Annotated in this window: 15 protein-coding genes and 1 pseudogene; 7 read left to right on the top strand and 9 right to left on the bottom strand. The window is 46.9% G+C overall.

From position 1 onward, the window contains the following. Positions 1-5: 5 nt before the first annotated feature. From KHN79_RS19535 to KHN79_RS19520, 4 genes are all read left to right on the top strand, one after another. The gene (locus tag KHN79_RS19535; protein ID WP_182009044.1) at positions 6-1,331 is read left to right on the top strand and encodes a 6-phospho-beta-glucosidase; all 1,326 of its coding nucleotides are present in this window, start codon (positions 6-8) and stop codon (positions 1,329-1,331) included. 376 nt (positions 1,332-1,707) lie between these two features. Beyond that, positions 1,708-1,983 carry a hypothetical protein gene (locus KHN79_RS19530; protein ID WP_182009045.1) on the top strand — a complete coding sequence of 92 codons (276 nt, stop codon included), beginning with the start codon at positions 1,708-1,710 and terminating at the stop codon, positions 1,981-1,983. A 151-nt stretch (positions 1,984-2,134) separates the two neighbouring features. Further along, complete coding sequence (locus KHN79_RS19525; RefSeq protein ID WP_182009046.1) at positions 2,135-2,782, top strand: glutathione S-transferase; 648 nt, start codon at positions 2,135-2,137, stop codon at positions 2,780-2,782. Between the two features lie 121 nt (positions 2,783-2,903). Continuing rightward, on the top strand, positions 2,904-3,401 hold the full coding sequence (locus KHN79_RS19520) for an ATP-binding protein (protein WP_182009047.1): 498 nt from the start codon (positions 2,904-2,906) through the stop codon (positions 3,399-3,401). 158 nt (positions 3,402-3,559) lie between these two features. Here KHN79_RS19520 and bla read toward each other — a convergent pair whose 3' ends face one another. Next, positions 3,560-4,414: a class A beta-lactamase gene (bla, locus tag KHN79_RS19515; RefSeq protein ID WP_182009048.1), complete on the bottom strand. Its 855-nt coding sequence runs from the start codon at positions 4,412-4,414 to the stop codon at positions 3,560-3,562. A gap of 211 nt (positions 4,415-4,625) precedes the next feature. Here bla and KHN79_RS19510 point away from each other — a divergent pair, with 211 nt between their 5' ends. After that, entirely contained in the window at positions 4,626-5,960 is a 1,335-nt protein-coding gene (locus KHN79_RS19510; RefSeq protein WP_182009049.1) for a ferric reductase-like transmembrane domain-containing protein, read from the top strand. Positions 5,961-6,045: 85 nt separating this feature from the next. Here the strand turns inward: KHN79_RS19510 and KHN79_RS19505 are convergent, their stop codons facing one another. The 5 genes and pseudogenes from KHN79_RS19505 to KHN79_RS19485 all read right to left on the bottom strand — a co-directional run bounded on the left by KHN79_RS19505 (position 6,046) and on the right by KHN79_RS19485 (position 13,563). Next, a complete protein-coding gene (locus KHN79_RS19505) occupies positions 6,046-6,597 on the bottom strand; it encodes a cupredoxin family protein (RefSeq protein ID WP_182009050.1) in 552 nt (183 codons plus the stop codon). 62 nt (positions 6,598-6,659) lie between these two features. Beyond that, on the bottom strand, positions 6,660-9,800 hold the full coding sequence (locus KHN79_RS19500; RefSeq protein WP_182009051.1) for an efflux RND transporter permease subunit: 3,141 nt from the start codon (positions 9,798-9,800) through the stop codon (positions 6,660-6,662). A 2-nt stretch (positions 9,801-9,802) separates the two neighbouring features. Continuing rightward, a complete protein-coding gene (locus KHN79_RS19495; protein WP_182009052.1) occupies positions 9,803-11,518 on the bottom strand; it encodes an efflux RND transporter periplasmic adaptor subunit in 1,716 nt (571 codons plus the stop codon). Between the two features lie 3 nt (positions 11,519-11,521). Further along, positions 11,522-12,911, bottom strand: a pseudogene (locus KHN79_RS19490) (TolC family protein). A 247-nt stretch (positions 12,912-13,158) separates the two neighbouring features. Then, positions 13,159-13,563 (bottom strand): hypothetical protein, encoded by a 405-nt coding sequence (locus tag KHN79_RS19485; RefSeq protein ID WP_182009053.1) that lies wholly within the window; start codon positions 13,561-13,563, stop codon positions 13,159-13,161. A gap of 190 nt (positions 13,564-13,753) precedes the next feature. Between KHN79_RS19485 and fdhF the strand changes: the two genes are divergently transcribed. Continuing rightward, positions 13,754-18,022, top strand: coding sequence for a formate dehydrogenase subunit alpha (gene fdhF / locus KHN79_RS19480; protein WP_182009054.1), 4,269 nt, complete (start codon positions 13,754-13,756; stop codon positions 18,020-18,022). Positions 18,023-18,373: 351 nt separating this feature from the next. Next, positions 18,374-18,745 (top strand): hypothetical protein, encoded by a 372-nt coding sequence (locus KHN79_RS19475; protein ID WP_182009055.1) that lies wholly within the window; start codon positions 18,374-18,376, stop codon positions 18,743-18,745. Positions 18,746-18,849: 104 nt separating this feature from the next. Here the strand turns inward: KHN79_RS19475 and KHN79_RS19470 are convergent, their stop codons facing one another. From KHN79_RS19470 to KHN79_RS19460, 3 genes are read right to left on the bottom strand one after another with little or no spacing between them, the layout of a single operon-like run. Then, positions 18,850-19,947, bottom strand: a complete 1,098-nt coding sequence (locus tag KHN79_RS19470; protein WP_182009401.1) for an ABC transporter permease — start codon at positions 19,945-19,947, stop codon at positions 18,850-18,852. Beyond that, positions 19,947-20,873 (bottom strand): ABC transporter ATP-binding protein, encoded by a 927-nt coding sequence (locus KHN79_RS19465; RefSeq protein WP_182009056.1) that lies wholly within the window; start codon positions 20,871-20,873, stop codon positions 19,947-19,949. The genes KHN79_RS19470 and KHN79_RS19465 overlap by 1 nt, the downstream gene beginning before the upstream one ends. Before the next feature lie 4 nt (positions 20,874-20,877). Then, positions 20,878-21,825 (bottom strand): HlyD family efflux transporter periplasmic adaptor subunit, encoded by a 948-nt coding sequence (locus tag KHN79_RS19460; protein WP_182009057.1) that lies wholly within the window; start codon positions 21,823-21,825, stop codon positions 20,878-20,880. Between the last annotated feature and the right edge of the window lie 22 nt (positions 21,826-21,847).

Below are 21,847 nucleotides of genomic sequence, written 5' to 3'. Positions count from 1 at the left end.
TAGAAATGGACAAACAACTAAAAATCACTGTGATCGGTGGCGGCTCTAGTTACACACCCGAGTTAATTGAAGGCTTATTAAAACATAAAAATGAATTGCCGATAGGTGAACTGTGGTTAGTCGACATTGAAGATGGTCGGGAAAAGGTAGATATCATTGCTGGCTTAGCTCGCCGTATGATCAAAAAGGAAGGCTTGGATATTAAGGTTCATGTAACGCTCGACCGCCGTCCTGCGCTGAAAAATGCTGATTTTGTCTGTTCTCAGTTCCGAGCAGGTTGTCTCGAAGGTCGTATTAGGGATGAACGTATATCACTTAAATATGGCATGATTGGCCAGGAAACCAACGGACTTGGTGGTTTTGCTAATGCGTGTCGCACAATCCCTATTACGCTGGAGATTTGCCGAGATATGGAAGAGCTGTGCCCAGACGCCTGGTTACTGAATTTTACCAACCCATCGGGCATGGTGACTGAAGCGGTTCTTAAACATACCAAAGTCAAAGCGGTTGGCTTGTGCAATGTCCCTGTCATCATGCAAAAAGGCGTAGCACAAATGCTGAACGCGAAGGAAGACGATTTCATCATGCAAGTTGCCGGATTAAACCACCTCATTTGGGCGCGTAAGATCCTGCACGAAGGGCAGGACAAACTGGGTCACGTAATGAATGAAATTCTCAGTGGTAACGATCCTTTAGTTCCTGCAAATATTCCTCCATTTAAGTGGCCAAAGGATCTGCTCCAAAATATGGGTATGATTCCTTGCGCTTACCTGCGTTATTACTACACCAGTGACGATATCATGCAGCAGGAGCAGCACGAAGCTGATAGTGAAGGGACTCGTGGTGAGGTCGTTAAAGAGATGGAAAAACGTCTATTTGATATATATAAAAATCCAGATTTGGCAGAAAAGCCTAAAGAGTTGGAAAAACGAGGCGGTCAGTATTATTCAGAAGCGGCTTGTGAACTCATGGCATCCATCTATAACGACAAGCGTACTATCATGCATGTCAATACGCGCAACAACGGTACGATAAGTGAGTTACCTGATGATTGTGCTGTCGAAGTCAGCTCCTTGATCACTAAAAATGGTCCACTACCGCTTAATGTTGCACCATTCCCAAGTGATACTTTGCGACTTATTCAGCTAATGAAAGAGTTTGAGTCACTGACTGTTGAAGCAGCAGTCACAGGTAACCTTGTTGCGGCTAAACGTGGCCTGATATTGAATCCTATCGTTAATACCGGAACTGTACTGGATGAAGCATTGAGAGAAACAGTAAAAGAAAACCTGGATTATATGCCTCAATTTCGCTGGATGTTTGAAGCATAATTGATTATTCGGTGCAAAACGACCACTGCAAGAAACAGTGGTCGTTGACGCTTTAGGTACGACAGAATCACTTGTTGATCACAATTGTTGCAAAATATGCACTAACTTAAAAATGCCCCTTTACTTATATAGAGTTGAAACTCATTCAAAATCTGTGAATATACGTTTTCCTGACCAAAATTTATCCGAAGGAGTCAGCAGTCAGCTTTTCTAATACTATGCGTCATTTTGCAATCCAACATCTCTTACTTTTCGCTAATCTATTGATTGTTAATTGAACCGAGAAACAAAAGGTTGCATCATAGTCGTAGGAGAAGAAACGGTTTTTGGCTAACGCCTTATCGTTGCGAGTCATTTAAGGGACTATGGAAGACTGATGGAAAGGAAAAGACAAGTTGAGTGGCTAAAGACTCAAAAGAAAGGCTTTTTCAGACACTTTTTAGGACACGGTTTAGGGTTTTGTATTCCATTTATATTAGGCGGTGCATTTGTCCAAAACGATTTTTATCTGGATTTATCCCCAATTGTGTCGTATCGAGTTTATTTAATGACGTTATTTGGAGCTGTATTTTATGCTGGTTGGGACTGGTGTTTCACAAGTAGAGAGTACAAAAAATACAAAGAAAAACTGTCGCTAAAAAATTCCTCATAACACATAAATTCAAGAGGGATTCGCAACGTGTGGCATTTTCACCATACGTTGTTTTAAGTGTTTAAGGTGGTATGTGGCGACGGCGGTATTGCGTTGCTGACCTTTGTAGATCGTTATGAGTATCCGCAATTTTCGAGACAAGGAGTCCATTTTGTTCAAGCTTTACTACTATCCAAACAATGCGAGCCTGGCTCCTCATTTTTTGCTTCATCACTTGAATGCTGATTATGAATTATTGTTAGTTGATAAAGAGTCAAACTCTCAGAAATCGGCGGATTATCTTAAGCTCAACCCTGCTGGTCGAATTCCAACATTAGTTGTCAACGAACAACCAATTTTCGAAAGTCCAGCTATCTGCATGCATATCTGCGAATTGCACCCAGAATCAGATTTAATGCCATCTATAGGTAACCCTAAACGACCTTTATTTTATCAATGGCTAGCGTTTCTGAATAACACGCTGCAAGCAGAACTGATGGTTCGCTATTATCCTCATCGCCATACCAATGATGAAGCAGCTATTCCAAATGTTGTAGCGGCACAAGATGACAGAATTGCGGATGCACTATCCATTATCAACGACCAGCTTGAGCACAATGAATACTTGCTTGGTGATACGCTAACTGCATGCGATTACTTCCTGTTTATGTTAGCGGAATGGTCATTACCAATAGAGAAGTCACCGCTTACTTTCAACCATCTGGCTGCATATCTGAATCGGCTTTATGCAAATCCAACGGTTAAGGCTGTTTGTGACATCGAAGGCATAGATCTCGGACCATTTAAATCATACTCATAATGCAGAGTTAGGCAGATAAGGAAATCTTGAAGTTTAGTGTTAGAAAAGCAACATTAGATGATGTCGATAAAATCGCACATAAACACGTTAATTCATGGGCATATACGTAAATGGAGGAAGCATGAAAAATCAGGGAAAACTGTTCTTCTTCTGTGGCAAGATGGGAGCAGGTAAATCCACTAAATCTAGGATTGTAGCTGCTGATAATAATGCTGTCCTAATTTCAGAAGATGATTGGCTGTCTGCTCATTATCCTACGAAAATTCAAACGTTTGACGATTACATTAAATACTCAAACCTCATTAAGCCTTTCGTTAAAAGCCATGTTCAAAACTTACTTAATGCAGGTGTTAACGTTGTCATGGATTTCCCAGCTAATACCGTAAGACAAAGAACTTGGTTTACATCACTGTGTCTCGAAGTTAACAGTGAACATGAGCTTTGGTTTTTAGACTTAACAGATGAGCAATGTTTATCTAATATCGCTAAGCGTCGAGTTGAGCAACCAGAAAGAGCTAAGTTTGATACAGAAGCTGTATTTTACCATGTAACCCAGTATTTCGAAGTTCCAACAGCTAGCGAAAACCTCCGTTTAGTGCGTGTGGCAGGGTACGCATAACAAATATTTAAGGTTCGAAGACTTTTCTAATTAGCTAGAAAAGAATGAGAGTCATACAGCTAATTCGTTTGTATCCAGAAGTAGTTTGTGTGGTGTCGAGTATAAGTTACTACAGCTTTAGGCACGGAAAAGGTAGCGTTTTGAGCGCTACCTTTTTGTTATTGGAGTTTTCTGTACCGGTATAAAATAAGCTGGCAGATATGCGCGGCGAGCTGTTCTGTAGCTTGTAGAGACAATTCGGTGTCGGTGATGTAGATGCTGAGATAAATTGGCTCCCGGTTTTCTTTCCAGATAACGGCATTATAACCAAGCGATCCATTTTCTCCCGAACCTGTACGATCGGCAATCGACCAATCTGAGGGTAACAGCGACCGCATCAGTGAATCCGATACTGAGTTGTCCTGCATCCAAATTTTGAGCTGCACACGAGACTCATAAGACAGTGCATCACCATCTATCAAAGTTTCTAACGTTTTTACTATTGCGTTGGGGGTAGTGGTATCGATGTTTTCCCCTGGTAGCGCGTCATGTACTTTCGGTTCCAGGCTATCCAACCGTGTTGAATTATCTCCAAGGGTGCGAAGGAAAAGCGTCACGGACTTCGGGCCGCCGATTTGCTGTAACACCAGATTCGCCGCAGTGTTGTCATTCATCAGCATGGCTGCTTCACAAGCGTGTTCAATCCGAACATCTTGCCCTGTCATCTGATCCATAATTGGCGACCAGCCTACTATTTTGTGTTCTTCAACTGCCGCCGTGGCGTTTCTTTTTAGAGTGCCTGCCTCCATTTTATACAGCATAGTGGCGCAGGCTAACGTCTTAAAGGTGCCGACTAAAGGAAAGCGCTCATCTCCGCGATAATTCCAGTGTCTGTCTGAGTGTGTATTCCAGATAGAAATCCCGATACGACCATCAATTTCCTGCTCAAGAAGAGAAATGTCTTCATGTAACTTGTTTGCGAGACTTAAAGGCGAGCAGACCATAAGCGCAATCAAAAAAAATAGCTTTTTCATGAGTGTTCATCTTTTGTTCTTTTCATTCTGCTCCGCACTGCGAAGAATTGAGCTGAAACTATACCGACGGAGGGCCCTGTGGACTGTTAAATCCGTGTCGATTTTCTGTTATTCCTATCAACGCACTTGTTTACTCTGCTTTACCATTATTGACGTTGCTTTACGTGGTGTGCACTAAAATAGAATTGTCGTCAGTGTAGGAGTGGTGATCATGAAAACGGTACGAAATTCTGTATGGTTTATTATTGCTGTCGTATCTGTCATGTGGTTTATGAGCGAACCGCAGCTACTGTCATCGACGCAATTCTTCCAATGGCGCTCAGCGCTCATTCAGTATTCGGGTGTGATATCCCTTGCTTTAATGTCTGTGGCCATGGTGCTGGCATTACGTTTGCCGTTGATTGAACAATGGGTAAACGGTATGGATAAAGCGTACCGGGTGCATAAGTGGTTAGGTATTTCCGCTGTGAGTTTAGGCGTAGTTCACTGGTTACTTTACCAAGTCCCTAAATGGCTCGTAGAGTCAGGTGTGTTAGACAAACCCGTGAAACATTCTGGAGCAGGACCTGCTGGGCATAACTTAGTAGGGTGGGAAGTTTGGATAGCGGATTTACGAGATGTCGGGCTAAGCCTAGGTGAGTGGGGCTTCTACTTGTTATTGGTTTTAGTTGCGATCTCTCTTTGGACAGCGGTGAAATATAAACCATTTAAATTGTCTCACCGATTGATGGCCGCCATCTATCTGATGATTGCCGTTCATTCCGTGCTGCTCATCAAGCGAGCATACTGGGGTGAACCGATTTACTACGTATCTATAGCCTTCGCGTTACTGGGTTCAGCTGCAGCTATTTATAGTCTGCTGGGTTTTGTTGGGCGGGCAAATCGTCACAGCACGACGGTAAAATCAACGCGGTTTTTCCCGCAGGCCCGTGTGATGGAGTTGGTGGTCACACCGACAGAATCCTGGAGAGGACACAAAGCCGGACAGTTCGCTTATGTACGTTTTGGCGGTGAAGACCCACATCCATTTACCATTGCGTCAGCGAACGGTGAACCTGAGTTACGCTTCTTGATTAAAGAGCTTGGTGATTTTACGACAGGTTTATACAACAGAATAAAGCCAGGTGATAAAGTCACGTTAGAGGGCCCTTATGGGCGATTAGAGTTTGATGTGACTAAACCTCAGATCTGGGTTGCAGGTGGGGTAGGGATTGCGGCTTTCTTCGCGATACTCGCTTCGTTAAAAGAGAGACAATCGCATCAACCAGTCTACTTGTTCTATTGTGCCCGAGGGTTAGACAGTCAATTAGTCGATGAGCTGTGGCATGTTGCTCATATGGCTGATGTTCAATTAAGGGTGATTGATACTCAGGTTTCCCCAAGACTGAATGCACAACGCATTGTTAAACAGTGCGGTGATTTGGCTGATTATGAACTGTATTTTTGCGGGCCGGAAGCCTTCTCGGATGCATTAAAACAGCAACTTGCAGCGTATCGATTTGATACTGAGCACCGTTATCATGAAGAACTGTTTGTGATGCGATGACAGTTCCTTCAAACGGTATCCAGAAAATAGAAAAGGAGCGGAAACCCGCTCCTTTTTACATTGATAAAGCGATTTTTGGCGAGGGTTACAGTTTTAGTTTTTTCACCATACCTGCTTCCGCGTGACCCGGAATATTACAAGCAAACTCTACATTGTTGTCACCGTGGAAATGCCAAAGCATTTGCTTCGCTTTACCCGGCTCGACTGTGACAGAGTTATCTGAATCATGCATATGGCTGCCTGACATATTTTTCATCATTTCACGGTGAGCAAGCTGCTCTTCTACCGAGCCTATCGTAAATTCGTGATTAATTTTTCCCGTGTTCATAATCACAAACTGGACAACATCATTTGGTTCGATCTTCACCTCTTTTTTGAAGGTGATTTTCATGTCGTCGCTCAGTAGTACGTGCACGACTTTATCTGGTTTCGCCCCTTTTGCTGGCATACCTACTGCCGAAGTCGCCACCATGCCACTCATATTAGAGTGATCCATGTTTGAGTGATCCATTACCGTGGAGTTTTGATTCATCTGGCTATGGTCCATGTCGTCATGGTTCATAGTGGAGTGATCCATCTGAGCGAATACGTTACCAGTAGCCATTGTTAGAGCGAGAGTGATAAGTGTCTTTTTCATGTTCATTTCCTATTCAGTCAATTAGGGAGCGCCATGGCTATTGATGCCTCGGCGCGTATTGTTTACTTCTCTGATCTTTGAGTGAGTTTGAGTTCGCGCTGTTTCCACAGCTTGAAGATGGCTGGCAGTACCAGCAAAGTCAGTAACAGGGCTGAGGCCATGCCGCCAATCATGGGAGCGGCGATGCGCTGCATCACTTCGGAGCCGGTTCCTTCGCCATACATGATTGGAATCAAACCAATGATAACGGTCAGCACGGTCATCATGACCGGACGTACCCTTAAGCCTGCACCCTCACGTATCGCATTCGTCAGGTCTTTAGGATGTAGCGGCTGCTGCTTTTCTTCTGCATCAATCTTTTTGTGGTGCCACGCCTGGTTGAGGTAGACAAGCATGATGACTCCAATCTCCACGGCCACACCTGCAAGGGCAATAAATCCAACACCTACGGCGATGGAGAAGTTGTAGCCGAGATAATGCATAAGCCACAGGCCGCCGACCATTGCTAGCGGTAAAGTCAACATGATGATCAGTACTTCACCTATACGGCGGAAACTGAAGTAGAGCAGCAACATTATGATTGCAATGGTGATTGGTACGACAACGCTTAATCGCTCTTTCGCCCGCTCCATATATTCGTACTGACCAGACCAGGCCAGCGAGTAGCCTGCGGGCATAACCAGTTGTTCTGCGACAGCTTGTTGTGCTTCGACCACGTAGGAGCCAAGGTCGCGTCCCTCAATATCGACAAACACACAGCCATTAGGACGTGCATTTTCGGTTTTGATCATCGGCGGGCCGTCTTCATAGCGGATGTCTGCGACATCAGCGAGGGCGATACGAGCACCATTTGGAGTCACCAGCGGTAAGTTCTGAAGTTTCATGACAGAGTCACGGTAGTCTTGTGGGTAACGAACATTTATTGGATAGCGTTCCAGACCTTCAATAGTTTCCCCGACATTCATACCGCCTACCGCTGTGGAAACGACCTGCTGAACATCTTTAATGCTCAGTCCGTATCGGGCTGCCGCGCGACGTCTGATATCGATGGTGACGTAGCGACCGCCAGCAACGCGCTCAGCATAAACCGATGAGGTACCAGTGACGTTGTTAAGAATAGGCTCCAGTTGAGCACCAATCTTTTCGATCTCTTTGAGATCGGGGCCTGCGATCTTTATCCCGATAGGCGTTTTGATCCCGGTCGCCAGCATGTCGATACGTGTCTTAATTGGCATTACCCAGGCATTGGTCAGCCCCGGGAACTGCACTAAATTATCAAACTCTTTACGTAACGACTCGGTAGTGACACCCTCACGCCACTCATCACGAGGTTTGAACTGAATAACAGTTTCGATCATCGTCAGCGGTGCCGGGTCCGTTGCGGTTTCTGCACGACCAATCTTGCCCCATACGCTTTTTACTTCCGGTACGGTTTTAATCAGTTTGTTGGTTTGCTGAAGCAACTCGCGAGCTTTACCAATCGAAATGCCGGGATAGGTGGTCGGCATGTACATTAAATCACCTTCATCCAGTGGTGGGATGAACTCGCTACCAAGCTTACTGGTAGGGTAATAAGCGGATGCCAATAGAGCTATAGCCAATACGATCATCGTCTTTGGATAGTTTAAGCTCATATTTAACAGCGGGCGATAAAGTGCGACTAGGCCACGGTTAACCGGGTTTTTGTGTTCAGGGAGTACTTTGCCCCGAATGAAGTAACCCATCAGAACAGGCACGAGAGTAATAGCCAGTGCTGCTGCTGATGCCATCGCGTAGGTTTTGGTGAAGGCGAGAGGAGAGAACATCTTGCCTTCCTGGCCTTCCAGCGCGAATACCGGAACAAAGCTCAGGGTGATTATCAGCAGTGAGAAGAACAGGGGCGCACCAACTTCTTCAGCGGCTTTTCCTATCACCTGCCAGCGGTTTTTGTCAGTAAGTGGGGTACGTTCAATATGCTTATGGACGTTTTCTATCATCACAATCGCGCCGTCCACCATTGCCCCGATGGCAATGGCAATCCCGCCCAGTGACATGATGTTGGCGTTAATACCTTGCCAATGCATAACAATAAACGCCGCTAAGATACCAACAGGCAAACTGAGCGCGATCACTAAAGAAGAACGAATGTGGAACAAGAACAACGCACACACGATGGCTACGACAATGAACTCCTCCGCCAGTTTCTTCCAGAGGTTTTCAACCGCGGCATCAATCAATGTTGAGCGGTCGTACGTCGGAACGATTTCTACACCATCAGGGAGACTCCGTTTCAGGTCGTTGAGCTTATCTTTGACGTTGCTGATCACTTCACTTGCGTTCTCACCGAATCGCATCACGATCACGCCACCGACGGCTTCTCCTTCGCCATTGAGCTCAGAGATACCACGACGCATTTGTGGCCCTAGGTTGATGTCGGCAATGTCACCCAACAACAAAGGTGTGCCTTTGTCGGTGACTTTCAGCGGCAGTGATTCAATGTCTTCGATACTGGTTAAGTAACCCGTAGTACGAACCATGTGTTCCGCTTCGGCAACTTCCACCACGGATGCGCCCGTTTCTTGGTTGCCGTTCTGAATAGCCATGTTCACTTGCTGTAAAGTGAGGTTGTAGGCACGTAACTTAGCCGGATCGATCTGGATCTGGTATTGCTTCACCATGCCGCCAACCGTCGCTACCTCAGATACACCATCGACAGTTTGCAGCTCATACTTTAGGAACCAATCCTGATAGCTGCGAAGTTCTGCGAGATCGTGTTGACCTGTTTTGTCTTGCAATACGTAACTGTAAACCCAGCCCACACCCGTTGCATCTGGACCTAAGGTCGGTTTTGCACTTGGTGGTAATTTGGGCGCAACCTGACTCAGGTATTCCAAAACCCGCGATCTTGCCCAGTACATGTCAGTATCATCGTTGAAAATGATATAAACGTACGAGTCTCCGAAGAATGAGTAACCGCGTACCGTTTCAGCTCCGGGAACGGCCAGCATTGCTGTCGTTAAGGGATAGGTTACCTGATCCTCAACCACTTGCGGTGCCTGACCCGGATAGCTGGTTTTGATGATTACCTGTACGTCAGACAGGTCAGGAATCGCATCCACAGGGGTATTTTTAACGCTGTATAATCCGGACACTACGATGACTAATGTGGCTATCAATACCATGAAACGGTTATTGATTGACCAACGAATAATTGCTCCAATCATAGTTAGTCCTCAGCCGCTTCTAGTTGTTTTAGAAGGTAGTCAGAGCCTTGCTTTTCGATCAGAAACCGAACTTTCTGCCCCTCTGTAAAACCAGACAGATTGACTTCGTCACCCACCGTAAAGTTCATTTCCCCTGCATCCCAATTCCACTCGGCAACTGGCATGTGGTTTAGTGTGATCATGCCAAAATCTGCCATCAGCATACTGACGTCACCGGTTAACCACATGTCTGAAGCAACGACGCTGCCATCTGCTTTGTCATCAATAATTTCGTACTGACCAGATTCGGTTTTTTTCATTTCGAATTCGATCATTTGACCTTTTTGTAAATCGCCCAGTTCAACACCATCAGCGAAGGTAAAATTCATCACCATTCCCGGCCAGTCCCATTCTGGTACGGGCTGGTGGTTTATGGTCAGCATACGATGGTCTTTCATCACATCAGTAATTTCACCCTTCGCCCAGGCGGTGACCGCTGTTGGCTCTTGCGGTGCAGAGATTCGGGAGAGATCGGCCGTCTGGCTGGATTCTGAATCCAGCATGAAGTGAGCGGAGGTGACGATTCGGTCGCCCTGGCTGAGGCCTTCTAAGACTTCTGTTCTGTCATCGGCTTCGCGTCCCACTTCAATTCGGGTTGAGCGGTACTTTCCATCACCTTCAGCCAATACAACGCGGGTCATACCACCTGATCGGATAACGGAGGCTCTCGGAATGGTCAGCACGGCGGTTTCACTCACGGGTTGCAGTGTGATGTTGGCAAACATGTTCGGCTTAAGCTCGCCGTTCGGGTTAGGAAATTTGAGACGAACGCGCAGAGTCCGGGTTTTAGGATCAAGAATCGGATAGACGTAATCCACGTTACCTTGCCACGATTTACCCGGAATGGCGTCTAATGTCATCGTCGCGTCGCTGTCAGCTTTCATCCAGTGTGCCTGACGCTCAAAAACTTCAGCATCTACCCAGACATTTTCTAACGGACCGGCACTGATAACGGCTTGCGCTGGTGATAAATAACCGCCTTCGCGCACATTTAAGCTGGCGATGATTCCGTCTTCCGGTGCTTTAATCTCGATGGTTTGGGATGCTTTACCGCGTTTCTTGATAGCATCGATTTGAGAACGATCCACACCGAGCGTGACCAATCGCTCGGTTGCCCCTTTAACTAAACCGCTCCGGCCCGTACGATACGCATTGAGCAGTTCTTCCTGTGCTTTCACCAGTTCTGGTGAGTAGAGTGTAAACAGGACATTGCCTTTTTGGACTTTTTCACCCACAGCATTGATGTGAAGTTTTTCCACCCAGCCTGCAACTCGCACGTTGGTTTGCCATAACTGACTTTCATCGAAGGCGATATAACCGACCGTTTCAATACGCGGAGATAACTTCTCTAATGACACTTGCGCGGTTTTTACCCCGAGATTGTTCTCTACAGAAGGATCGATTTTGACCGTACCTGGTTTGTCGGCTTCGCCTGCGAGGTCTTCAGCGTATACGGGGATCAAGTCCATCCCCATCGGCGATTTACCCGGTTTGTCTCGTTTGTAGTTCGGGTCCATTGGCGCGACCCAGTAGAGCGGATCGTTTGAACTGTTCGAAGCGCTGCTTTCAGCCGCATTCAGTTCGTGACTCATTCCGGAATTAAAGTGGCTGATGCAAAACCCTAAAGCACCACCCACCAGTAAAGCGATAGTTGCGATTTTGATAGAACTCGAGTTCATTATTTACTTCCTTAATTCCGGTGCTGATACCTGATACTCAAAGCCGCCGAGTAATGCGGCTAAGTTGCTGCTGACGATATTTAAATCAGTGATGAGGCGCTGCTGCTCAAGCCGTAAAGCCAGTTCATCAGTACTGGCCATGATCACGTCGTTAAACTGCGCGGTATTGTTCTGATAACCACGCTCTACTGCGCGAATGCGGGCATTTACCTGAGGAAGCAGAGTGGATTGATAACGCTCCAGGCGTTGAGTTAGGTTGGCTCTGTCAACTAGGAGTGTGTTCACTTTGGCATTCATTTGGGTGAGTAACGTATCTTTCTGTGAACGTGCTGCGCCAACCTGGTATTGAGCGGCAGCGAGGTTTTTATCCTGGCGGTTGCCGGTGAACAGAGGGATGTCCATCGTTAAATACGCGCTAACTAAATCTGAAGCGGGTTCTCCTCTCATGTTGTCTGACTGACGGTAGGCATAAGCCACTTCTACCCCAAACTGAGGTATGTAAGCCTGCTCGGCAATTTCTACCTGGGTTTCATTGGTAGAAATACTGACGTCTGCCATTTTCACCATCGGATGCTCGTTCAGCTGTTGATAGTGTTTAGTCGTGTCTGTGCCGGTAGAGAGTTTCTGATTCAGTAAATCCCATTTAAGTTGGTTACTGGCTGAAAGTCGCGAACGATCTTGCTGTGACGTGCTGATAAGCCAGTCTGAACCGAGCCATTCGGAAAGCTGGGCAGTTAAACGTCGCTGCATTTGGGAGTTGGCTTGTAGCTTCTCATCCAGCTTACTGACTTGAAGCTGCGCGTTAAGCAGATCCTGGGCTTCGCTTTTACCGATGGAATAATTTGTCTGGATGAAGTTTTCCATCTCCTTCATCAATCGACGATTTTCCAGCATGATATGTTCGGCTTTTTGCTGGTAGCCAAGCTCTAGCCAGAGCTGAGTGATGCTGTTGGCCACATCCAGCTCTCGGGCGTGTACCTGTAAAGACAAGCCATCAGCTTGTTGATTGGCTTTTTTTTTGTTGAAGCTCAAGGGTTGAGCCGCGCTCGAACTGCTGCATCAGGCCGACGGAGATGTTGGTCATCGGGTCTTCGTCGAACTTAAAGCTGTCGACGGGCAGGCCACCAACTCCGACTTTTAATTTCGGGTCCATGAGGGTTGCGTTTGCGACGCCCGTTTCGCGCATGGCTTCAGATTGCCCATAGAACTGCCTGCGGCTTCCATCGTTGCTTAGTGCAAGGCTGATTAGGTTGGCCAGTTCCTGTGTCGACTGCGTTACAGCCTGATTTGCTGAAACCGTTGACGGCACGTTGGCCATGACATTGAACGCAGGTACGGCAGCCAGTGTTAGTAAACACATCGCGGTCACTAAGTGATTTAGGTTGAGTTCCATCGTTTTCATCCAAATTGAGACCAGATTTGCTTGTACGGAAACACAGGTTGTTGCGTATCGGTACGAGCTTTGGTCGATGCCGGACTTATAAACGCCTCATTTGGTTTGCTTGTTCATACAAAAGTAAACAGCGTGCGCGCAAGTAGGACGCAGTTAAACAAGTAGCGTAAAAGTCAGGCGCAATTAAACAACCTGCTCAGTTCAGTAGCGTCTAGAACAGAAAGCAGGGTCGAATGCTCTGAATGGATTAAGCGATGGGAGGCCGATAGAGGCTGTGACTAATTTGTACCACGGGATCAGTTGTTTCTAAACTGATGCTGGCACGATTAGCTAGTGGGTGAGGTTGGTCGGCTGGAACGGGCAGGGGAACAAAAACAAATGAACAGGCGGTGGTACAGCAGTTATGAACCATACCACCTGAACCGTCTGAGCAATCCATCTCTGAAGATGTTGAGGGCAGAGACATGCTCATTTCCATATTGTGGGAACCACAATGCTCATTGGTGTTTGCTACCGTATCCGAAGAAACAGCTGCGTTACTTTGCATCATTTTCAGGCTCATCAATGGCGCACTGTTAACCACGCCAGATACTAACAGTATCAGCGTTGTCATTAACGTTAGCCATATTGTATGCAATGGTTTGAGACGCATACTGTTTCCTGAAGCAATGAGTACATGAATTAAAATAACCTTTGAATAGTAAAGGTTACCCTTAGGGTAAGGTCAATAGTTAATATTTATCGATAAATATGTATTTAGTGAGTAATTAGTCACAAGAACTTATTCCCCCAAGTCTTATCCTTGTTATATGTAAGGTTTATTCACTCGCCTCGGGTAGCATATGATTGAGATTGTCATCGACGGGAAATATCGCATCGTAGAGGAAGGACTCACTCTTCTTGAAGCAGCAAAAGTGTGTGGGGTAGAGATCCCTTCACTTTGCGGAATGAATAAAAATAGTGAAAAAATTCCGTGTGATTTATGTGTCGTCGAGGTAGAAAGCGGCGGTACAAAGCGCGCGTGTGAGTTGGAAGTCTATCGCGGCTTAAATGTGGTCACGCAGTCAGAATCACTTAGTGAACACCGCAGAAAAGCCCTGAACCGAATTATGATGGATCATTACGCTGACTGTGAAGCCCCGTGCAAAACGGCATGTCCGGCAGGTGTCGATATTCAGTCTTACCTTTATCACATTTCGCAAAACGATCATCAGAAAGCGATTGAGGTGATCAAACGTACATTACCAATGCCGTTGTCGATTGGGCGAGTGTGTCCGGCATTCTGTGAAAGTGAATGCCGCCGCTCCTTAGTGGATGAGCCGATCGCGATTCGTCAGTTGAAGCGTCATGCCGCCGATGTGGATTTAGCCGCTTATGATGCTTATGTTCCGGAGAAGAAACCAGCCAAAAACCGGACCATTGCTATTGTTGGAGGTGGGCCAGGAGGCTTAACCGCGGGTTACTACTTATCCAATGAAGGTTATGACGTTACGGTGTTCGAGTCGATGCCGAAAGCAGGTGGATGGTTGCGCTACGGTATCCCTGAGTATCGCTTACCAAAAGATATTCTGGATAAAGAGATCGAGCTGATGAGCCGCAACGGCATGCAGGTAAAGACCAATCAAGAGCTTGGAGTGGATTTCACGCTATCTCAATTGAGTGAAGAGTATGACGCAGTCTGTCTGGCGGTCGGTGCATCGAAAGCGGTTGAGATGGCCTACCCGGGCAGCGAATTAGACGGCTGTTATCTGGGAGTAGATTATCTGAAGGATTACGTTACTGAGCAGCAGTATGTAACAGGTAAAAAAGTCGCGGTTATCGGTGGTGGTAATACGGCTATCGACTGTGCCCGTACCGCTCGTCGTGCTGGCGCTGATACTACCTTGATTTACCGCCGCACCCGCGAGGAAATGCCAGCTGAAGATTATGAAATTGTTGAAGCTGAACACGAAGGCGTTAAGTTCCATTTCCTGACCAATCCTGCTGAGAATATTGCCGATGAAAGCGGACGTGTCAGTGCGATTCGGTTAGAGCGGATGGCACTTGGTGCTGCGGATTCATCAGGGCGTCGCAGTCCGAAACCAACAGGTGAGTTCTTTACTGAAGCGTTTGATACCGTTATAGCGGCGGTTTCACAGAAACCTGATTTGAGTTTCTTAGAAAATGATGATTTAGAGATACCAATCACGCGCTGGAATACCTCAGAATCTGATGCTCAAACCATGCATACTGGTACGGGTAATATCTTCAGTATTGGTGACTTTCGTCGCGGCCCGGCAACAGCGGTAGAAGCAGTCGGTGACGGGCGAGTAGCCGCAAAGGCGATCGATCTGTTCCTTAACGGTGATATGGCTGATATGCCTAAGCCTGCTTTTAACTCGCGCAAAGAACAGAAACTGGCGCAGGTTGACCCGCTACATTTTGAGAACATTCAAAAAGTTGCCCGCTCAATCATGCCAGAGTTGACGCCAGAACAGCGCGAGCAGAGTTTTGCTGAAGTAGAACTTGGCTTTGATAATGAAGAGGCGATGAAAGAAGCGGCGCGTTGCCTGGAATGTGGCTGTCAGGCAAGTACCGATTGTGCTCTGCGCGATTACTCAACTGAGTATCGGGCGGAACAAAAGTTTGATGGCTCACTTAAGGTAAATGTCAGTGATGTTCTGGAACACCATCATTGGCTTGATTTACGCGCCAAAGATCATCGTCATAAATACCAGGTGGACCGCAGTTCGGAATTTATTGAGTTTGATGCGAACCGATGTATCAGTTGCGGTCAGTGTATACAGGCATGTCGCGAACAAGCGGTTCACGGTGTATTGAGTTTTGTTTCAGATACAAACGGTCGCCCTGCGTTAAGACCGGACGATCGGCCGCGATTCCGTTTCGATGAAAAAGGGGATAAGTGCGGCGGCTCCATTCTTATGGGAGACTCGAAATGCGTGCAATGTGGCGCGTGTGTTCAGGCATGCCCAACTGGTGCGATGGTTGATAGCCGGGATCGCTCTCAAGGTCGGACTGAGGATTTGAAAGCAGTGGATACCATCTGTACCTACTGTGGCGTTGGCTGTAAGTTAACCATGTTTGTTGACCAAGCAGAGAACAAAGTCCGCTACGTTAAGGGGGCTGATTCGCCAGTTAACCAGGGCATGCTGTGCGTAAAAGGCCGCTTTGGCTTTGATTTCATAAGCAGTGACGAGCGTCTGACGACACCACTGATCCGAAAAGACGGGTGGTTACAACCCGCCAGTTGGGATGAAGCGATTCAACTGGTGGCATCAAAGCTTTCGTCTATTAAGCAAGGCTTTGGCGGCAATGCACTGGCTGGCTTATCGTCAGCAAAAACCACCAATGAAGATAACTACGCGTTCCAGAAGTTTATTCGTCGTGAACTCGGTACAAATAATGTCGATCACTGTGCGCGATTATGCCATGCATCCACCGTTACCGGGTTAGAAGCGTCGTTAGGCAGCGGGGCGATGACCAATGATATTCCGAGTATCAAACACTCAGATGTGATTTTTATCATTGGTTCTGATACCACGTCAGCGCACCCTATTATTGCTTCACACATCAAACAGGCGATTCGTCATCACGGCGCGCGTCTGGTGGTGGCAGACCCTAAACGTGTTGATATGGTAGATCATGCTGAGCTCTATCTTGCACACCGGCCGGGTACGGATGTGATGCTGCTTAACGGCGTGATGCAGCAGATCATTAAAAACGGATGGTACGATCAGGAATACGTTGAAGAGCGTGTTGATGGATTCGATACCTTGCTGCAAGAGGTGATGTCACCAGCTTACCATTTAGACAAAGTTGAACTGGTAACCGGCGTGAAAGCCGATGATATCTTCGCGATGGCCCGGATGATAGGGACGGCAAAACGTACCGCTGTTTATTACTCCATGGGGATCACACAACATACCACCGGTCATGACAACGTGCGTTCGATTGCGAATCTTCAGTTGCTGTGCGGCAATATTGGTATCGAAGGCGGCGGTATTAATCCTCTGCGTGGTCAGTCGAATGTTCAGGGATCATGTGACATGGGTGCTCTGCCAAACTGTTATCCGGGCTACCAAAAAGTCTATAACCCGATGGTTCGTCAGAAATTCTCCATAGAGTGGAATGCGTCAGACTTACCTGCTGAGCCCGGGTTAACTCTAACCGAAATGATTGATTCGGCGTGCAAGCGTGAAATTCGCGGTATGTACATTATGGGTGAGAACCCAGTATTGAGTGACCCAAACCAGGCACATGTTATTAACGGCTTGGAATATCTGGACTTCTTAGTGGTACAGGATATTTTCCTTACCGAGACTGCGCAGTATGCTGATGTAGTGCTGCCTTCCTGCTCGTTTGCTGAGAAATCCGGACACTTCACCAACACTGAGCGTCGGGTCCAGCGCGTGAATGCTGTTGTCTCTGCTCCGGGAGAGGCAAAAGAAGACTGGTGGATTATCCAGGAGCTCGCTAATGCAATGGGCAGTGATTGGAATTACCGCTGTGTATCGGAAATCACCAATGAGATAGCACGCGTCACCCCGCAGTATGCCGGATTGCGCTGGGATACGATTACGCCGAACGGTGTTCAGTGGCCAAGTAATAAAAATAACCCGAACGGCACGCGTATTATGCACCAGACCCAGTTTACTCGTGGAAAAGGGCAGATGGTGGGCATTCCGTTCCGCTACGCGGCTGAATTGCCTGATGAAGAATACCCGTTGGTACTGACGACAGGTCGTGTCTTGGAACAGTTCCATACCGGTACCATGACGCGTAAAACCAAAGGACTGGATAATCTTGCAGGGCCAAGGGCAATGATCAGCGTGGAAGATGCAGAGGAACTAAAAATCACTAATGGTCAACGCCTTAAAATATCGACACGGCGTGGCTGTATTGAAATCGATGCTTTTGTTACTAAGCGCATGCAAAAAGGAGTGGTGTTTATTCCGTTCCACTTTGTTGAATCGCCAGTCAACCGATTAACAACGACAGCAACGGATCCTCATGCGAAGATTCCTGAGTTTAAGGTGGCAGCGGTGAAAGTTGAAGTGTCTGAGCTTGCTACTGAAACAGAAAAGGCGGCCGAGCGCACTCATAATATTTAATTATTTGGTTGGTCTGATTTTAGCAAGGGCGGGGATCTGGTTTTGATTCTCGCTCTTTTGTTATCTGCATCGATTTCGTTAGTTTGGTGTCGAGTGTTTGAGCTGATTTTCGCCGCAGTTTGTACATGGCGTTGGCTTTGAAATATCGTTCCGTTAGCTGCTAAGGCGATCACGTAGTAGTAAAAAAGTACAAAGTTTAAACAACCTCTAAACATTTTTGACTAGATTGTCAGAGAGTTGACTGTTCCTGACGATTCTCTGTTATTCAGGTTAGTTCTTTAACCTAAACTTTGCCTAACTTCTATACTCAAGTTACAACGCTGAATTTTAATAATTACAAGAGGCAATTGTATGACGAGAACAACCTCATTTGGATTAGTTTTACTATTGATGTGCGCCTATTTTGGTTACAACCGTTTCTACGCATATCCTATTCAACTGGAAACTCAAGCGGAGTCAATGTTACTCCAGATGGCCAACCGTGAAGAGTGGCTGGACGCATTTGAGGTCATGAATCGGGTAGATTCACGCAGCGGCTATCTTGAACTCGTTGCCCATGTGAGGTCATCTGATGAGAAGCGAGCGTACAGTGAAGGTTTTATCACTTACACCGACAAGCAGGGAATGGTCTGTAAAGAAGTGGTGTTTGATTTTAAGATTAACTCGGTAAGCAACTACAATATTTACGACATAAAAGACTGTTCGATGGGGGAGTATTATTAGCTGGCGGATGTCGCCCAACGGATTAAATTTATCCCTATGAATTCAATGCAGTCCAAAGGGCTCATCCTGCGAACATGCGTCTCTGACAGAATGAAATGTTCTTGCTAATCAAGGGATTTCTTAAATCTCAGTGAAGCGACCAGCAGCCCGAATACTGTAAATGCAATTAACCATAGCGTATCCCTCCACAGGTCGAACAAGTCTGCACCACGCAGTACAATGCCACGAATCATCCGCATAAAATGGGTAGCAGGCAGTGCTTCTGATATCCATTGTGCGGCGACAGGCATACCTTCGTAAGGGAACATAAACCCTGATAGCAAAATCGAAGGAAGAAGGATAAAGACCGTCATCTGCATCGCCTGAAGCTGTGTTTTGGCAATGGTGGAAATGACCAACCCTAAGGTTAAACTAGCAGCAATAAACAGTAACGTACCAAATAGTATATGGCTGATAGCGCCGTTAATTGGTACGCCAAAAATCCAGTGTCCTAATCCTAAAATGATAAAGACTTGAATCAATCCGACGAAAATATAAGGGACGATTTTGGCGATCATCAGTTCAATAGAATGGATTGGTGTTGTGATCAAAAGCTCCAAATTGCCACGCTCCCTCTCGCGAACAATGGCCGCACTGGTAAACAGGATCATCGTCATGGTAAGAATCACGCCGAGTAAACCGGGTACAATATTGACGGCTGAACGGCGGCTTGGGTTGTAGTACAGCGCGACTTCAAAGGTTTTGGTTACTTGTGGCTTTATTTCGAAATCAAAGTCGGTCAGAGGCATGGTTTGCAGCGATAATATGGCGGAGCTGATCATGGTATCGGAACCGTCTACAATCCATTGACCCAGTTCACGCCCTTGCATCATTCGTTGGGTAAGGTCTTTGGGTAAAATCAATACAGCCCGGACTAACCCATCCTGAATTGCTTGCTCGGCTTCCTGTGCGGTGGCGTATGTTTCCTTTATATCAACAACTTGTGTGACTTTAACAGACTGAGTGATGATGCGGCCTGCAGTGCTGCCACTTTGATCAACAACACCGACCGGAATATTACGAATGTCAGTGTTGATAGCGAACCCGAACAGTAATAACTGAATCAGCGGAATCATCACCACCATTCCGAAGGTAATACGGTCACGGGAAAGCTGACGAAACTCTTTCATCATTACGGCTTTCATTCGGGCGATTGGTTTCATCATTGGCGGCCTTTTCCTGTCACGCTGACAAATACATCTTCCAGACTCGGGCGGGCGAAGTTCATTTCGGCATTCTGCAATTCCGGAAACTCCTGTTTCAGCCAATCGATGGGATGTTTAATGTGCTGGTGGATGAGGATGCGCAAGCGAATACCGAGTTGAGCTGCGGAACGAACTTCCTCACGCTGAATGAGCTTTTCCTTTAACTCACGTAACTTGTCGGCTTTGACTTCGACAATGTTTACGCCCATGTTTTCCATCAGCTGTTCAGGTTCGCCATCGGCGCGGATTTCACCCGACTCCATAATGGCCAGGCGATGGCAGCGCTCTGCTTCATCCATGTAATGTGTAGTAACCAATATCGTTGTGCCTTGATCGCACAAGTCAAACAGTTGCTCCCAGAATTCACGGCGGTTCTCCGGATCGACGGCGGACGTTGGTTCATCAAGAAACAGAAGCTCAGGTTTATGCATGGTTGCGGCTGCCAGAGACAGGCGCTGTTTTTGACCTCCGCTCATACCACTGACACGTTGTTTGCGTAGCTGATCCAAACCGTAGGTTTTTAACTGTTCTTCGATCCGCGAGTGGAGTAGTTTGCTGCCCAAACCGAAAATCTGCCCGATGAATTCGAGGTTTTCCTGTACCGAGAGGTCGTCGTATAAGGAGAACTTTTGCGTCATGTAGCCTATCTTGAGCCGAAGCAACTCGGATTGTTTCGGGATCTCTAATCCAAGTACATCCACACTGCCTTCAGTGGGACTTAGCAGGCCAGTCAGTACGCGAATAGTGGTGGATTTACCGCAACCATTGGGGCCTAAAAAGCCATAGATAGAGCCTTTAGGTACGTTTAAGGTAATGTCATTGATGGCGGTAAAGTTACCAAACTTTTTGACCACATTCTGCGCCTGAATCGCGTACTCTGTCATCGGGCTACTCCACCAAATCAACCTGAGCGGGAACGCCGGAGGGCAGGGATTTTGCAGAATCAGGTAAGTCGACTTCTGCCAGATACATCAGTCGAGAGCGCTCTTCTTCGGTAAGTGCAAAATAAGGAGTAAAAGACGGCTCGCTGGCGACCCAGCGAACAGTGCCTTGCAAAGGAGCATCTAAACCATCGACGTTAACAGTGACAGAGGTTCCCGGAACAAAGTTAATACGGTAATTTGCCGGGACGTAAACGCGCGCATAGGGTACGCGGCTCGCCTGTATCACGGCAACCACACCGTTAACTGGTACGCGCTCGCCTAAGTTATAAGGCAGGTTATCTAAAGTACCTTCACGGGTCGCTGTGATGGTGAGTTCTGCCAGCTTTTGCTCCTGTAAAGCAACATCAGCCTTTGCCGCCATCAGTTCGGCTTTGGCTTGTTCGATATCTTCCGGTCGAGATCCGGCTGTAAGTTTACTGAACTCTTCTTGGGCGGAATCTAACTCGGCTCTAGCCGAGTCTCTTGCCGCAAGTGCGGAATCTTTCTCTGATTGGCTGATTAGTTTTTTACGTACTAATTCAGCTTTTCGTTGGTAGTTCTTCTGAGCTTCGGTAAGCTGTGCCTGGGCTCTAGCGACTCTTGCTGATGCAGCTGCGATGTCTTCTGGTCTTTCACCATTGGTCAGTTTTAACAGATAAGCGTCAGCTTTTGCTTGTTCCGCTACCGCATGGGCTAGTATCGCTTGCTGGTTCTTGGTATCGAGCTGTACGAGAACCTCGCCTTCCTTAACCTGGTTGCCTTCTTTGACGGGCAGGGCACGAATAATCTCATTGGATGTTGCTGTAAACGTGACGCGGTCACGCTCAAGTGTGCCGAGTGCCTGATGAGCATTGTCTTTTGAACATGCAGTCAAAAGGGTAATGATTAAGGTACCAAATATGATTCGCTTCATAATGCAGCGCGTCCTTAAAGAT

It is taken from the genome of Vibrio sp. B1FLJ16 (assembly GCF_905175385.1).
Lineage (GTDB): Bacteria > Pseudomonadota > Gammaproteobacteria > Enterobacterales > Vibrionaceae > Vibrio.
Note: the sequence above shows the minus strand (reverse complement) of the source record. Positions and strands in the feature narration are given on the sequence as shown.